This window comes from Ulvibacterium marinum, assembly GCF_003626755.1.
Lineage (GTDB): Bacteria > Bacteroidota > Bacteroidia > Flavobacteriales > Flavobacteriaceae > Ulvibacterium > Ulvibacterium marinum.
Map to the genome: position 1 here is coordinate 1 of NZ_RBCJ01000006.1, position 16,874 is coordinate 16,874.

Consider the following 16,874-nt stretch of genomic DNA (forward strand, 5'->3'; position numbering starts at 1 on the left):
AGCCCGCCAGCGCCGATGGTACTGCCCGAAAGGGCGGGAGAGTAGGGAGCCGCCTTCCTCAAGGCCCCCCTCCACATAACAGTGGAGGGGGGCTTTTTTTATACCTGTTTCTTTCCGAAGATGGAATTTTCAGAGAATATTTCATCCATAAATTTTCATATGATCTATATATCAACTTTTATAGGATAAAGCGCTATCCTTACGTCTTTCCTTTAGTATTTTTATGGAAAAATAAATCTGGCTTACAAAGAATACTTTTTTGTATACTTGCAGCTATTTGAAATACGGTGTATTCTTTAGGAATTATATGGTTTCACAATGCTCTAACTAACATGTGCACTGGAATTCTCATATAGTCAGTAAATCCATAACTATTTATAATAAACAGGATTTTTCAAGGTATACCGGTATCGGTCAATTACGTGATACGATTAGGCAATTAAACCTAATGGTCTTCATGGACAAATTTTGATTTTTAGAATGCCAAAAGAACAATTTTACAAATGGGAAGAAAAAGGTAATGCCATTTCCCATGGTTTTGGCGCAATTCTAGCCCTTTTTGGACTTTTTCTTCTTCTCAAGACCAATTCATACAAAACGATTTACGCAACTTTTGGAATAGTACTCTATAGCCTTACCTTGATTTCCATGTTCGTGGTGTCCACACTGTATCATGCAGTACAAAGTTCCACGCTTAAACACCGATTACGGATTCTGGATCATATTACTATTTATTTTCTGATCGCTGGTACTTACACACCATTGACCATTATCACTTTGGAAAGTGGCAATGGGTGGTGTATTTTTTATACGGTTTGGAGTATTGCTGCCCTGGGAACGGTCCTTAAATTATTTTACACCGGGAAGTATGAATTGGTTTCTCTGCTTCTTTATTTGGTGATGGGTTGGCTTATCATAATAGATTTTGAAAATCTTTTGGAAAGAACAACAACACTGGGAATTTGGCTTTTATTCGCTGGGGGCGCTTTTTATACATTGGGAATTTTATTCTATGCTTGGGAAAGAATACCCTATAACCATTTCATTTGGCATCTATTCGTTTTGGGTGGAGCAATTAGCCATTGGTTTTTTATATATAAAAACGTTGTATGACCGAAGTTGAAAAAGGGAACAATTTGTGATATGATGACATTTGATAAAATAAGGGAATTGAAAATCAAAGGCTGTTTTTTGTGGGTACTTTTAGTATTCGGTTGCAGAACTTCTTATGAAGAGCCTAAAATTCTTTTGGATGAATACCAACTGGAGAATGGTTTTACGCTACAAGTGGTCGCTTCGGAACCACACTTAAAAGCACCTGTAGCTATTGATTTTGATACCAGAGGTAGGATTTGGGTCACCCAAATACCTGGTTATATGAATGATATGCAGGGAAGCGATGAAACCAATCCCGTAGGAAATATCAAAATTTTGGAGGACTTGGACAGGGATGGTGTGGTTGACCATTCCAAAATATTTCTTGATAGTCTTGTTATGCCCCGAGCCTTGGCCCATGTTTATGGTGGATTGTTGTATGCAGAGCCTCCTAAACTATGGTTCGTTGAGATTGAAGATGACAAACCTGTACATAAGGTGCTTGTCGATTCGATTTACGCAGCAGAGGGAAACCCTGAACACCAACCTAACGGACTGCTTTTAAACATCGATAATTGGATCTACAATGCCAAATCGAATTTTCGATACCGTAGAAAAGATGGGGTTTGGGAAAAGGAACCAACTACCTTCCGGGGGCAGTGGGGAATAAGTCATGACAATTTCGGAAGATTGTACTACAATGATAATTCAAGACAATTATTAGGAGATCATGTCCTGCCAAATCGCATGGTACGCAATCCATATTTGACACCCAAAGCAGCTGTGGATCAAATGCTTACCAAAGATCAGCGTGTATATCCGCTACACGCAACTACCGTGAATAGGGGATATGCCGAAGGTGTTTTGAACAAGGACAGCATTCTTGTAAATGCCACCGCTGCTTGTGGACCATTGGTATATAGAGGAGGAACATTCCCTAAAGACTATGAACAGAATGTATTTGTCTGCATTCCCGAGGGAAATTTGATCAAACGGAATATTTTGAGATTTACAGGAGATTCTACAATAGCGCAACAGGCATGGGAAGACCGGGAATTTTTGGCTTCGACCGATGAAGGTTTCCGTCCCGTAAATTTGAACAATGGCCCGGACGGTAGTATGTATATAGTGGATATGCATCGCGGTATGATTGGGCATCACGCTTATTTAAGTCCCTATTTAAAGCAGAAAGTAAAGGGGAATCAATTGGATACCCTCATTAATTTTGGCCGTATTCTAAAGGTGCAAAGTGGAACGAACGTGGCCGAGCCCCTTCCAGATTTTGGCACTTTAAGCACAGAACAGCTTGTAATTCTATTACAACACAAGAATGGATGGATACGTAGTCGGGCCCAACACTATTTGATTTTCAAGGAAAAAGGGGAAGCAATAGAAAGTTTGAAAAATTTGGTGTTACAAGAGGGAAATCCATTGGCCAAAATTCATGCGTTGTATGCTTTGGAGGGGTTGGATGCCCTTTCCTTCGATTTTTTAGTTGACGTGGCGAAGAAAGGTTCTGCCGATGTTGTTATACACGCAGTTGTTTTGCTGGAAGCATATGTATCCAAAGAAAACAGTAGAAATGCCGAGTTGCTTTTTAAAGACTTGATTGAGCGCGAGAATAGTGGTATTGACCTTTACCTAGGTAGTTCATTGGGCTTATGGATGGGTGTGGACAAGGAGCGCTTCTTTCCTCAAATGGTCACGTTGCTTAGCAGATATCCAAACAAACCTATTTTTCACGAGGCAATTTCGAGTGGGCTAGCGGAGCATGAATTGTATGTGAAGGAGTCTTTGGCCATATTGCCTGATTTTGACGATGTGCAATTTATGTCATTGCTGACAAGAATTATCGAGCAACGAGAAAAGGGAACCATGAATCCCATTTTCACTAGAGCTTCCCTGGCCGTGGACAATAGAACACACGGAGCCAAAATGTTCTTTGAAATCTGTGCTTCTTGCCACGGCATCAATGGGCAAGGCATCCAAGGTTTGGCACCGCCCCTTATGAATTCCGAACATGTCGTGGATTCTGAAAGATTGGGATTAATCATACTTCATGGATTGGAAGGACCAATAGAGGTAAATGAGGAACCCTATAATTTTAATCTTGCCATGCCTGGCCTCATCAGAAATGAAAATATAACGGACAAAGATATTGCGGACATCATTTCCTATGTGACCAATGCTTTTTCCGACAACCCCAAAGCACTTACAGAAGAAAAAGTAGGCGAACTTCGGAGTACAAAATCTAGGAGCGGTTCGGAATATACTATGAAGGAGCTGTTGGAATATTCAAAAAAGTGAGGTCTTGTCAATTTCGCTACCGTACAAAAACTTAAACCTCCAACCTTTCGATAACCGCATCTTGCGGTACTTCAAAAACTTCTTCGTTTGAAATCTCCTTTAAGAATTGAATGTCGCTAAAAATGCGTAAGTGGTTCTTGCTTTTGCCCATTGCCCCATCGTTCCATTCAAAGTTTTCCATTTTATGGGGCATCATTAGCCCTTGCACTTTTTTATAGTCGGAATAGACCTTTGCACTGCTCACTACGGAATTTTCCTTATCGAAATAGGAAATGGAATAGGTGAGGATTTCCATAAGATAGGTTTCTGGATTTATATATAGATAGTACACATCCTCCGGGGTAAGGCCCACTTCCGAACCGAATGTCACTTTTAAGGATTCGAATGTCCGGTCATCGATTTTGGTTTTCCCCGCATAACTTATGTTCACCCCAGGGTCTTTTAAAAGAAAGGGTACACCGATGAAATAAAAATCCAAATTGTAATAAAAAGCGGCAGATTTCCCGGATACTTCATTTGCATTAGGGACTGCCCAAGCAACTTTTCCGTCAAAACCAACCTCATATTTTTTTGATTTAAGGTAAGCACGTCTGTCCTTTAAATGGGTAAGTTGATAGACTTGTTTTCCATTATCATTAAGGTTGTATTCCAATCCTACAAAGGATTTCCAGATATCCATTCCTCCATGGGCCTTGAGACAGTTCTCAAGGAGTTCCATTCCCTGTTTTTCTTCTGGACTTAGAATAATTGGGTCACTTTTCTGGGGTTCTTCGGAGGCACTAGTGTCCGCCTTTTTTTCGGTTTTACAAGCAAGCACTAAAATTAGTGCAGTACATCCCAACCATGTTTTTATTTCTCTCAAGGCATTGATGATTTAGAAGATTAATATTACGTTTTATTCTTGAAATGGCTAAGGTTCGGAATCATAATTTAACTCATGGACATATAATATTTTGCTGCTGAGTTCCATTCTGTCAATTCCGTTGACCTCAAAAAAAACTTCATAGTATTTGGGCAATCGGCCAAATTTAGATTGCAGTTCCGCCTCTAATCCTTGCAATAATTTTGCTTCGGTAAAATTCTTAAGGCTTTGTGTGGCACCCGTATCCCAAATTCCTGAGAAAAGATAAATGGTATTGCCGTTTGGTCCCGGAACTTTGGTCAAGAGGCTATAGTCCGTGTGATATGAATCCGCATTTCCACTTGGTTTGTAAATAAGGGTCTCCCCATTTCCATCAGTATTATATAGAAATGCGTCATTTTCCACATCATAGTCAAAAGCCGAATCTTTATAAAACGACTTAAAGACGCCCAAAGTTTTTTGCATGCCAACGACTATAATATCATAGTCTTGAAGTTGTTTTGGGTTGAATCTGGACATGGTGCGAATAACATAGCTTTTATCGATCGAGTAAAAAACCTCCGAGAGTTTTCTTATCCATTGAGCACTACCTAATATAAGATGTGTATACGTTAATGGCTCAATTTCGGTATGGGTTCTTGTATTGGTTGATTTGAACATCTCGAACTCCTGTAGGGAATTTATGCCTGGATCCCGTATAGTGCGCGTCAATTGTATTGCGGTATCCCTTTCGTTATAAACAAAAAGATCGCCCATTATCAACATAGTAGGAAGTTTGCTATGCATTAAATCCCCCCAAAGTCCGTCTTCGTTTACTATTGGTCTTTTATTGTTCAAAGTGCCTAGATAGAGATTCAATGAAAGTGATATAAACAATATTGCAAGTAGCGGGATTATCCATTTTTTACTACGAGGTACGGACTGATCTGAAATGGCATTCTTCCTTTCAATAACTTCAATGGCATAGCTTCCTTTGGGTATCGTTAATCTTTTTTCATCGGCATCACCTTCATTTTGATAGTAGGTCTTTAATTTTTTACGTAGATTATAAACATATACTCGAATTAAAGTGCTTTGCGAGGGATCGAATTCGGTTTTTCCGAAAATTTCAGATGCGATAGTGGTTTCCTTGGGGATATTTTTATTTAGGGAACAAGCCACTAAGTACCTTAAAAGATTGGCATAGGTATCCGATCTACCGAAAGATTTACTGGCTATGATTTTTTCAACAATACCGTGAAAATCCTCTTTTAACATGTGCCAAACCTACGTTTTACTAAAGGTATGAATTTATTATTAACAGTTAATAAAACTGTTTTTACACCTTAGCTTCGCGTAGCATTATAATTATATTTGATTGACTGACAATTAATTATGACGGGATACAGAAAGCTAATACTAGGGTGTTTATCGGTGATAATCTTCTCCAATTGTACTTGGAACCCTCCAGATTTAATTGAAACCGCTTATGAGGAACTCCCGGATCAAATCGATTTTAATTATCACGTAAAACCCATACTTTCCGATAAGTGCTTTGCTTGTCACGGTCCGGATATGGCAAATCAGAAAGCTGGGCTTCGCCTTGATATTGCTGAAAATGCCTATGAAGCTTTAGAGGGGTCCGGGAAACATCCCGTAGTACCGGGTAGACCAGGGAAGAGCGAAATTGTAAAGCGCATGCTCTCCGAGGATCCGGAGGTTAAAATGCCTTCGCCGGAGTTTAAGGTGGAGTTGAGCGAAAGGGAAATTGCAACCTTGGTCAAGTGGGTAGAACAGGGTGCGGAATACAAACCCCATTGGTCTTTCATTGCACCAAAAAAAGAAGAATTACCAAAGGTTTCCACTAAAGATTGGACCAATAATGAAATTGATTTTTTTATTGGAAACAAGTTGGACAAGGAAAAACTGAAACCTTCCGTAAGAGCGACCAAGGAAAGTTTGATTCGGAGATTGAACTTTGATCTGATCGGCCTACCCCCAACCTTACAACAGATACAAGACTTTGTGAACGATACTACCGATCAAGCTTACGAGAAGGTGGTAGATCGGCTTTTGGCCTCTCCGGCCTATGGGGAGCGTATGGCCTCGGAATGGATGGATGTCGCTAGGTATGCGGATAGTGATGGATATTTGGACGACAAACACCGGGATTTTAGCCCGTACCGAGATTGGGTCATCAAGGCCTTCAATAAAAATATGTCCTATGAACAGTTCACCACCTGGCAGTTGGCGGGGGATCTTATTGAAAATCCAACCCAGGAAAGTAAACTAGCTACAGCCTTCAATAGATTGCATAAACGAAACTCGGAGGCCGGTATCGTTTTTGAAGAGTACCGCGTAGAATACGTGGCCGATCGTACCCTATCGGTGGGTAAGGCATTTTTGGGACTGAGTGTGGAATGTGCCCGATGCCATGATCATAAATATGATCCTATCAGTCAAAAAGATCACTACGAACTATTTGCCTTTTTCAATAGTACGAACGAGCTGGGTACAGCGGTATATGGCCCGGGCCAAGTTCCGGGGCCATCGCTTTTATTAACCAACGAGGAGCAGGAGAAGGTATTGCAATATATTGATACCAATATCAAAGTGGCCAAGAAGGAATTGGTTTCCGTACAGAACGAAAAGCTCAAGGGAATACCGGTCACCAAACTTAAAACCAATCTCGATGCCCACTTACAAAGGGGGCTTCAAAAAGGTCTAGTGGCCCAACTGAATTTTGATAGCTTTATCCCGGAGGATAAGAAAACCTTGTTGACCAAAAGCGGTGATCAAAGTGGGAATATGACCGTCATTAAAGAACCCGAACTTAAAAAGGGGGCAAATGGAAAAGCAGTATTCTTTAACGATTACACCGCCATTACTTTACCTAAGAAAGTAGGCTGGTTTGACCAATCCGATCCCTTTACGGTATCGGTTAGCGTCTTTCCGGATACACTTTATGAAGAGGCTTCCCTTTTTACCCATTGCGAAGAAACCCGATTGGGTTTAAAGGGATATTCCATGCATTTGGAGAACAATCATTTAAAATTTATTATGGCTCGTTCCTGGCCCAGTAATGCCATGCAGGTGAAGACCAAAAAACCTATTCCTGAAAAAGAATGGAGTAATATCACAGTTTCCTATGATGGGCTTGCCAGAGCGGAGGGTGTACATATCTATATAAATGGCAAGGAAGCTCCTGTCGAAATCGAAATCAATAACCTATATAAATCCATATTGTTTCGAAAAAACGTCCATAACTATCCGTTTTATGGTTTTACGATGGGCGTTCGGGATAAGTTCAAAACTTTTAAGGACGGCGGAATTGACAATCTTAGAATTTATGATAGGGAATTATCGGCCTTGGAAGTCTTGTATGATATTGTCCCTGAGGAAGCTTTAAAATTAGTTAAAGAGGAGAAGAATAGCGATTTCCTAACCGACTTCTATTATACCAGTATAGATCAAGAAACCGAAGCGAAGCGAAAGAAGTTGCAAAAGTTACGGAAGGAAAGAATACAGGAGTTGGAACCTATCAAGGAGATTATGGTCCTTGGAGACCTCCCAGATCCTCGACCCACATATATACTTGACCGTGGCATGTACGATGCGCCTACGGAAGAAGTGGTTCCCGATGTACCGGAAGCTGTTATGCCTTTTGGTGAAGATTTACCAAGAAATAGATTGGGGCTTACCAATTGGTTGTTCGATGAGAATAATCCCTTGACATCTAGGGTTTTTGTTAATCGATTATGGCAAATGCATTTTGGTCGTGGTCTTGTGGCCACATCCGATGACTTTGGTAATCAGGGAAATCTTCCATCGCATCCTAAATTATTGGATTGGCTGGCCGTTGAGTTCATGGAATCTGGCTGGGACATCAAAAAAATGCACAAATTTATGGTCATGTCCGCTACTTATCAGCAGAGTTCCGAAGTGAGGCCGGAACTACTTGAAATAGACACCGACAATGTATTATTGGCACGAGGCCCCAGTCGGCGCATGACCGCCGAAATGGTAAGGGACAATGCCTTGGCCATAAGCGGATTACTTTCTCCAAAAGTTGGGGGTCCCAGCGTGTATCCCTATCAACCCGAAGGCTTATGGGATGAAATCAGCAATAAACCTTGGCGTTACAGATATAAACAAGAACCTGGGGAAGGGCTCTACCGGAGAAGTCTCTATACCATTTGGAAGCGCACATCGGCTCCACCTTCCATGCAAATTTTTGATGTTGGGGACCGAAGTGTATGCACGGTAAGTAGGAGACAAACAAGCACTCCTTTGCAGGCATTGGTGTTGCTGAACGACCCACAGTTTGTTGAAGCTTCCTATATATTGGCCGAAAACATCATCGAGGAAGTTGGAGATCATACCGAAGAGCAATTGGAGCAAGCATTTCAATTAAGTACGGGACGTGCGCCCAAATCGTTGGAATTGAACCTATTGAAAAAGTTCTATGGTGATGAACTGGAGCGCTTTCTGGCAAAAAAAGAAGATGCCATGGCATACTTGGGCATGGGCGATGCAAAAATAAAAAATACCTCCGATCCGATCCAAGTAGCAGCCTTGGCCACTGTCATTAACGGAATTATGAATACTTCGGAAGGGTATACCTTAAGATAAATTGTATGTTATGAACGAGTTTCAGGAAAATCAAAAATTTGAAGATACCCGAAGAGGTTTCCTAAAAAAGGCCTCATTAGGCTTTGGTTCCATAGCACTGTCAAGTCTATTGGGACCAACGAATTCCTTTGCCAATGATTTATTGGGTTCTAAGAAAGTTCCTATAGTGAATGGTGACGGTGGAGTATTGAATGGCACACATTTTCCGGCAAAGGCAAAGCGTATCATTTATTTGTTCCAGAGTGGTGGACCTTCCCAAATAGAAACCTTTGATTACAAACCAGAATTGGCCAAATGGCACGGACAGGAAATTCCGGATTCTGTACGAGGGACCCAAAGAAACTCGGGAATGGTTACGTCCCAGTCCACATTTCCATTGGTACAATCGATTTATAATTTCAAACAATACGGTCAATCAGGAGCTTGGGTCAGTGAATTGTTCCCCTATACGGCAAAGGTTGCTGATGACCTTTGTATTATTAAATCCATGTATACGGAGGCTATTAACCATGAGCCTGCCGTAATGTTCTTACAGACAGGATCACAATTAAGCGGTAGGCCTTCCATTGGTTCCTGGTTAAGCTATGGACTGGGGAGTGACAACAAAGACTTGCCCAATTTTGTGGTAATGCTTTCAAAAGGTGGGGGTGCCCAGCCACTGAGTTCGGCCGCTTGGGGCAATGGTTTTCTTCCGTCCCATCATCAAGGGGTACAGTTTCGATCCGGTAAAGATCCCGTTCTATATTTAAACAATCCACATGGTGTTCATGACCATGATCGTAGAAGGGCATTAGATTATATATCGAAATTGAACAACCATCAGTATGATATTTGGAAAGACCCAGAAATTCAATCAAAGATCAACCAATACGAAATGGCATACCGCATGCAAAGCTCGGTGCCGGATGCAGTAGACACTTCCAATGAGCCGGACCATATTTATGAATTGTATGGTGAGGATGCGAAGATACCCGGTACCTATGCGGCCAATTGTCTTCAGGCAAGGCGTTTGGCCGAAAAGGATGTGAAATTCATCCAATTATATCATATGGGTTGGGACCAACATGGTGGACTCCCAGGGGGGATTAAACGACAGGCTTTAAGCACAGATCAGGCCACTGCCGGACTCATTACCGATTTAAAACAAAGAGGGCTTTTGGAGGACACTCTGGTGATCTGGGGCGGTGAATTTGGCCGTACCAGTTTTTCACAGGGCAGATTAACAGCCGATAATTATGGCCGGGACCACCACCCGGGTTGTTTCACCATGTGGATGGCCGGCGCCGGGGTTAAACCAGGCATGGTCTACGGCCAAACGGATGAGTTTAGTTACAATGTGGTACAGAACGGGGTACATGTTCATGACTTTCAGGCAACCTTGATGCACCTGTTGGGTATAGATCATGAAAGACTTACCTTTAAACATCAAGGCAGAAGATACCGCTTGACCGATGTACATGGGCATGTGGTAAAGGATATTTTAGCGTAACCAAGAGATTCATGGACAGAAGAAAATTTTTAAGAAAAACAGCAAGGACCAGTGGGGCTACTTTGGCCTTTACGTCGGTTCCCTTCTATATTATGCCCACAAAAGCAAGATTAGCCGGAACTATTCTTGGGCATGGTGATTTTAAATACCGTTTGGAAAAGGAATGGGGAGATTTAAATCCCGAGAAGTATCCTGTGAATAATTGCCATGAAATGGTAATGAATGGTCAAGAAAGGCTTTACATGCTCACAGATCATCCGAAGAATAATATTCTGGTTTATGATACCTCCGGAAAACTTTTGGATCATTGGACCTTGGATTTACCTGGAGCACATGGTCTTACCCTGCATGATGAAGGGGGAGATGAATTTCTATATATCACCGATCCTGGGCTGGGCAGGGTCATAAAAAGCACACTCGATGGTAAAATTGTCATGGAATTGGACCATCCCTCAAGGATTGGGGCTTACGATGAGAAATCAGCTTTTCGACCAACGGAAACGGCCATAGGCCCCAATGGAGATATTTATGTAGCCGATGGTTATGGCTCGCAATTTATCCTGCAGTATGATGCAAAGGGAAAGTTTATTCGGAAATTTGGGGGTGATAGCTTTTTGCAGGAGTCCAAGTTTAAGCAGGCCCATGGCGTAGCATTGGACATTAGGAATCCGGGCAATCCTACCTTGATTTGTTCCGCGAGGATAAAGAACTCATTTAAACGGTTTTCCTTGGATGGGGAATACTTGGAGACGTTTTATATGCCAGGCCTATTCATAAGTCGACCCATCTTGGACGGTGAGAATATTTATTCCGGAGTCTGTTTCGGGATGGAAGAGGGTAATTACAATATGCAGCTAAATAAGGGGTTTGTTACAATTTTGGATAAGGACAATAAAGTAATCTCCAACCCAGGGGGTACTGAACCCATCTATGAAAATGGCAAATTGCAATTGATGCTCCAAGATCAACCTATTTTTAAACACTGCCACGATGTTTGTGTAGATCGGGATAAAAACCTTTATGTATGCCAGTGGAATGCCGGAGGAGTGTATCCCTATAAATTACATCGGGTGTAAGCCCTAGGAGTTGATTTTCACTTTGGTTTTCCCATGGGGGAATCGTCACACTTCAAATCCCCCAAAACATACTGGAGACCGTCCAAAAAGTATTGTAACAATTCCGGATTTTCCAAACTCTGTGCATTATGGGAGGGAGAAGAATAGAACACCCGTCCCTTACCGTATCTTTTAATCCAGGAAACGTAATTGATGTTGTTATTAACCGCTTTTCTTACATCTTCTAATTGGTCTACTTCAATATACAGTAGCGGCCTAAAATTGTAGTCGAAATAAGCATTTTTAAAAAAATAAGGTTCGTCTACATGAGTAAGTCCCTTTCCCTTGAAAGCTCGGACCAGGGGATGGTTTGTATCTACTTCCTTCACATGCATTTCCTGTTGCTTGGGATGGTAGTCAAAGCTGCCTCCCGTCATTTTACTGAATTCCATTGAATTGTTCTGCACGGTAATGGCGCCATGCAGTATCATTAGCCCACCTCCCTTTTTGACATAGTTCATCATATTCTCCTCATATGCTGGAGCCTTGATTTTAATTTCGGCATCGGACAATGATGTGTTTTGACGGAGCAAATCGGCAAAAAGATCTCTATCCGGGCCACTGGGGTTACAATTGTTAAAAACCACGGCATCATAGTTTTTGAGGCTTTTCTTTTCGAATTTTTGAATATCGTAACCCACATGAACCTCAAAGATTTTGGTCTTTTTGGCAAGAATTTTTAGCATCTCAATATTATGTGGGATGGTCCAATGGTAGAACCCAGTCGCTTTGGAAAAGACCAGGATTTTCTTTTTACTTACATTTTTGACCGTTGGTTCGTTCGGTGCAATTTTTTCTATTTTGGCCAACCATTCATCATTGGGCTCAAACTCTTGAATGTTCTGTGCTTTGGCAAGCAAACAAAAAATGGATAGTAGAGCGGTTAATGTTACTTTTTTCATAATAAGCCGATTATTTTTGGGTAGATTCCCGAATTATCAAGGTATGCCTAAGGGTAATTTGGTTTGCGGACTGTAGGTTTATTGCACCGTTTAAATGCCCAATAATACTTTGCCCGGCCAAAACGCCCATTTTATAGCCAGGATAGTCCATTGTACTCAGATTAGGGCTAATGACCTCGGATACTGGGTCATTATTGAAACCCATGACTTTTATATCCTGGGGAATGTTATATCCTTCTTTTTTGAGTTCTTTGATGCAATGGACTGCAAAGGTATCATTGGCCACGAACAGCCCATCAATTTTTGGGTCGGATTCCTTTATATGGGTTATTACTTCCGGTACCCTGCTTAAATCCAGGTCTACTTCAACCAAGTTATCCTCTTTAAAGGTAATGCCATATTTTTCCAAAGCCCTTTTATAGCCCTTGAACCTTTGGCAATATACATTTCTTTTCAAACCCCCGGCAATATGTAGGATATTGGTGCAACCCTGATTTATTAAATGTTCCGTGGCCTCATAGCCCGCAGCTTCATTATCAATTAAAATGGTAGGGCAATTAGGCAGGTCAAATACCCGGTCAAAAAACAATAGAGGTATCTTTCGATCTATAAATGTGGTAAGATGATCAAAGTTTTCGGTTCCATAGGCCAAAGAAATCATGAGTGCATCCACCCCACTATCATATAAGGTCTTGGCATTCAATACCTCCTTTTCGGCCGATTCCAGGGATTGACTAATAATAAGGTTATAACCTACATCGTTGGCCACTTTTTCTATGCCCGCCAGTACGGTAGACATGAAATTGGAATTCAACCTTGGCACGATTACACCAATGGTATTGGATTTTTGTTGGCTGAGGTTAGCGGCAAATTTATTGGTGCGGTAGCCCAAGGATTTGGCCGCGTCAATTATTTTTTCCTTGGTTTTTTTGCTTATGGATGGATGATCGTTCAAACTTCTACTCACCGTTGCCGGGGAGACATTGAGCTTTTTTGCCAAGTCGTAAATCGTAATTTTTTTACCCATAATGGCCGCACTTAATGCAACAATAATACGCAACAAATATGGAATCTAGAAAAAAAGCAGATAAAAACTTGTATTTAATCCATTTTAAGAGGACTTGAAATACCTATTTAACATTTATTGCGTTAAAAAAACCATTTGTTTCATAAATTTTTACGCAATCGATTGCATTAATGCGATTTTTGTTTAGATTTGTTTAACAATTCAACATTCTAAACTTAAATGACCGATTTTATGAAACACTTATTTGAAAAAGCGAAAGTTCCAAAAAAGGCATGGATTCTATGCTTTTTTGCCGTGATGTTCACTATATTTTCGTATAGTCAGGACTCTTTTACGGTGACGGGAACAATAGTGGATGATGCGGGAGTGCCCTTACCTGGAGCCGCCGTGGTAGAAAAAGGCACTACCAATGGTACGTCCGCGGATTTTGATGGAAACTATTCCATAGAGGTCGCCAATGCCAATGTTACTTTGGTTTTTACTTACATTGGTTTTGAAGCCCAGGAAATACCCGTAGGGGGCAACTCATCGATTAATGTTACTATGGTGGCTACGGCTTCAACCTTAGACGAGGTTGTTGTGGTGGGCTATGGTGCCGTTAAGAAAAAAGATTTAACAGGGGCGGTCGCACAGTTGGATGCTACCCAGATTTCCAATCAATCTGTTAACACAGTCACTGATGTTTTACGAGGTAATGTTGCCGGTCTAAATATAGGATTTTCGGCTTCTCCAAAAGGAAGCAGTGAAATCCAAATACGGGGGAACAACAGTTTGGCTGCAGGGAGTAGTCCTCTGATTGTCGTGGATGGTATTTTGTATACGGGAGACCTTTCCGATATTAATCCGGCAGATATTGATAAACTGGATGTATTAAAGGATGCTAGTTCCGCAGCCGTTTATGGAGCCCGTGGAGCGAGTGGTGTTATCTTGGTAACCACAAAAAGGGGAACAAGCGATAAGCCTATAATCAACATCAACACCAGTGTGGGGATAACCCGCGAAGCAAATCCTGTTAGGCCTTATAGTCCAGAAGGTTATGCTAACTGGAGGGTAGATGTTTTTAAGAGTAGCCGAGGCCAGTTAGCCTCAGAAAATCCCGGAATATTTGATAACCCCAATAACTTACCGGCCGGGGTTACGCTAGATCAATGGTTGGGTTATACCGGGGCACAAGGAGATCCAACAACAGTTTGGTTGACAAGAATAGGGTTTCAAAACGTAGAGGTCAATAATTACTTGGCCGGCAATAGTATCAATTGGTATGATAGGATTATGCAGACCGGTTTTAGAAATGAGCAGAACGTGAGCATTTCCGGAAGCAATGGTGGACTGAACTACTACTGGTCCATAGGTCGTATGTCCAATGAAGGCATAATCGCTGGCGATAAATTTGAGACCTTGCGATCTCGTTTGAATTTGGATGCCAAGATCAACGATTGGTTGACCGTGGGGATGAACACCCAATTTGCCAAAAGGGACGAAGGCTTTTTACCGGCTGACCAAAACCAGGTTTTTTCCTCCTCCCCTTGGGGTTCCGAGTTTGACGATTCCGGGGAATTCTTGAGAATCAGTCCACAGGACGACCCTGGGGCAGGTGCCCAAAGTGCCTTTTTAAGACCTACTTACGATGATTGGGTAGATTTGGAACACTCCTTCAATTCCCGAATATATGCCAAGGTAAAACTCCCTTTGGGTTTCTCCTATGAATTGGGTTATACCAATCGGTTGGATATTGAGGAATACTTCGTTCATGCCTCATCGTTGAACCCTAACAATCAGGTAGGGCGGTCTCAACGTTGGAATCGTAAGCAAACGGAGTATCAGTTGGATAATATTATCCGTTGGGATAAGACCCTAGGTAAACACACCTTCGGTTTGACCGCCCTTTTCTATGCGGAAAAGTACCAAACTTTTACCACCATCGCCAATTCCAATACCTTTGAGCCCAATGACGCTTTGGGTTTTGGTGCCTTACAGGCGGGGCTTATCCAAGGTGTATTCTCGGATGATGAGGAGACCACGGGCGATGCCATAATGACACGTCTGAACTATAATTATGATTCTAGATACAATCTAAGTTTAACCATGCGTAGGGACGGTTATTCGGCCTTTGGTGTTGCCAATCAAAGAGGTTTTTTTCCCTCTGTTGCTGGCGCATGGACCATTTCCGAGGAAGATTTCTTTAAGTCCGAGCTCATCACCTTTTTAAAACTTAGAGCCTCCTATGGTGAAAATGGAAACCGGGGTTTTGGTAGTGGAAGACGAATCAATACAAGTCCCAGTCCAGGAGGCTTTAGATCCTTTGCACCTGAACGCGGTTTGGGAGCGTATGCCCAATTATCCCAATTGGCGGCAGGCAACTATCTTAATGTAGGTGACTCCGGAGTAATACCGGTAGCTACCCTTAATAATACTACCCTTCAAAACCCTGATTTGCGCTGGGAAAGGACCAAAGCGGTTAATTTGGGACTGGATTTCAGTTTTGCCGGAGGTGTTGTTGAGGGATCGATCGATGCCTATAGAAACATCACTACTGATTTAATAGTTGAACGCGAATTGCCCAATGTTACAGGATTTCAAAATGTCTTTACCAATTTGGGAGAAGTACAAAACCAAGGGTTGGAATTTGTAATATCCACTCAAAATTTTAATAGGGAGAACTTTGCGTGGAGTACTAATTTTAACTTTTCCTTTAACAGAAACAAGATTAATGAGCTTTATGGGGATTTGGACGAGAATGGTAATGAACTGGACGATATTGCCAATAGAAGATTTATTGGTCAGCCGGTGGATATTATTTGGGATTTTGAGGAATTAGGGGTATGGCAATTGGACGAAGCTGATGAAGCGGCCGCTTTTGGTGTAGAACCTGGCGACTTTAAACTTCGGGATGTGGATAATAACGGAATTTTGAATGATGATGATAAGGTTTTCGTAGGGAATCGTGCTCCCCAGTACATTTGGGGTATGACGAATAGGTTTACATTTTTCAAGAACATCGATTTTGCCTTTGAATTATACTCCAATCTGGGCCAAAAACGCCTCTTTAATGAGGCCAAGAACAGAAATGGTTTTGTAGATCGGGTAAACTCTCCTGTAACCCCTTATTGGACTCCGGAAAACCCCTTGAACGACTACGCACGTCTGTTTTCCAATGATGGTAGTGCCGCCTTCGATATTTATCGGAGCAGTTCCTTTATTCGATTGAGCAATATTACCTTGGCATATAGACTCCCAAAAGCTTTATTGTCAAGGCTTAGGATAAACAGTGTACGCATTTATGGTAACGTCCGTAATGTAGCTGTTTGGGCACCGGACTGGGATTTCTATGACCCCCAAGGTTCCAATATTAACGGTGCTAGCAGGAATAGTCAAGGTCAATTGGTGGGTAATGGTCGGGAACCTGTGCCAAGGTTCTTTACACTGGGTCTTGATATAAGTTTATAATAAAAAGAAATAGATAGAA

The 16,874-nt window shown here is 41.7% G+C and carries 10 protein-coding genes; 6 read left to right on the forward strand and 4 right to left on the reverse strand.

The genetic code is table 11. The annotated features are described in order from the left end of the window. The first annotated feature begins 480 nt into the window (after window positions 1–480). Together trhA and D7Z94_RS23360 are read left to right on the forward strand one after the other, a co-directional pair. Window positions 481–1,113, forward strand: coding sequence for a PAQR family membrane homeostasis protein TrhA (gene trhA, locus D7Z94_RS23355; RefSeq protein WP_120714077.1), 633 nt, complete (start codon window positions 481–483; stop codon window positions 1,111–1,113). Window positions 1,114–1,143: 30 nt separating this feature from the next. Then, window positions 1,144–3,402 (forward strand): DUF7133 domain-containing protein, encoded by a 2,259-nt coding sequence (locus tag D7Z94_RS23360; RefSeq protein ID WP_245967293.1) that lies wholly within the window; start codon window positions 1,144–1,146, stop codon window positions 3,400–3,402. A gap of 31 nt (window positions 3,403–3,433) precedes the next feature. Here the strand turns inward: D7Z94_RS23360 and D7Z94_RS23365 are convergent, their stop codons facing one another. Together D7Z94_RS23365 and D7Z94_RS23370 are read right to left on the reverse strand one after the other, a co-directional pair. Beyond that, entirely contained in the window at window positions 3,434–4,264 is an 831-nt protein-coding gene (locus tag D7Z94_RS23365) for a DUF6503 family protein (RefSeq protein ID WP_147415977.1), read from the reverse strand. Window positions 4,265–4,312: 48 nt separating this feature from the next. After that, the gene (locus D7Z94_RS23370) at window positions 4,313–5,521 is read right to left on the reverse strand and encodes a hypothetical protein (RefSeq protein ID WP_120714080.1); all 1,209 of its coding nucleotides are present in this window, start codon (window positions 5,519–5,521) and stop codon (window positions 4,313–4,315) included. Between the two features lie 117 nt (window positions 5,522–5,638). Here D7Z94_RS23370 and D7Z94_RS23375 point away from each other — a divergent pair, with 117 nt between their 5' ends. Genes D7Z94_RS23375 through D7Z94_RS23385 form a run of 3 tightly spaced genes read left to right on the forward strand, consistent with a single transcriptional unit; the run spans window position 5,639 to window position 11,440 of the window. Then, complete coding sequence (locus D7Z94_RS23375) at window positions 5,639–8,875, forward strand: DUF1553 domain-containing protein (protein WP_120714081.1); 3,237 nt, start codon at window positions 5,639–5,641, stop codon at window positions 8,873–8,875. A gap of 10 nt (window positions 8,876–8,885) precedes the next feature. Further along, the gene (locus tag D7Z94_RS23380; protein ID WP_120714082.1) at window positions 8,886–10,364 is read left to right on the forward strand and encodes a DUF1501 domain-containing protein; all 1,479 of its coding nucleotides are present in this window, start codon (window positions 8,886–8,888) and stop codon (window positions 10,362–10,364) included. 11 nt (window positions 10,365–10,375) lie between these two features. Continuing rightward, complete coding sequence (locus tag D7Z94_RS23385; protein ID WP_120714083.1) at window positions 10,376–11,440, forward strand: NHL repeat-containing protein; 1,065 nt, start codon at window positions 10,376–10,378, stop codon at window positions 11,438–11,440. Between the two features lie 17 nt (window positions 11,441–11,457). Here D7Z94_RS23385 and D7Z94_RS23390 read toward each other — a convergent pair whose 3' ends face one another. After that, window positions 11,458–12,381 (reverse strand): ThuA domain-containing protein, encoded by a 924-nt coding sequence (locus D7Z94_RS23390; protein ID WP_120714084.1) that lies wholly within the window; start codon window positions 12,379–12,381, stop codon window positions 11,458–11,460. 10 nt (window positions 12,382–12,391) lie between these two features. Beyond that, the gene (locus D7Z94_RS23395) at window positions 12,392–13,408 is read right to left on the reverse strand and encodes a LacI family DNA-binding transcriptional regulator (RefSeq protein ID WP_120714370.1); all 1,017 of its coding nucleotides are present in this window, start codon (window positions 13,406–13,408) and stop codon (window positions 12,392–12,394) included. A 231-nt stretch (window positions 13,409–13,639) separates the two neighbouring features. Here D7Z94_RS23395 and D7Z94_RS23400 point away from each other — a divergent pair, with 231 nt between their 5' ends. Further along, window positions 13,640–16,855, forward strand: coding sequence for a SusC/RagA family TonB-linked outer membrane protein (locus D7Z94_RS23400; protein WP_158594713.1), 3,216 nt, complete (start codon window positions 13,640–13,642; stop codon window positions 16,853–16,855). Window positions 16,856–16,874 lie beyond the last annotated feature (19 nt).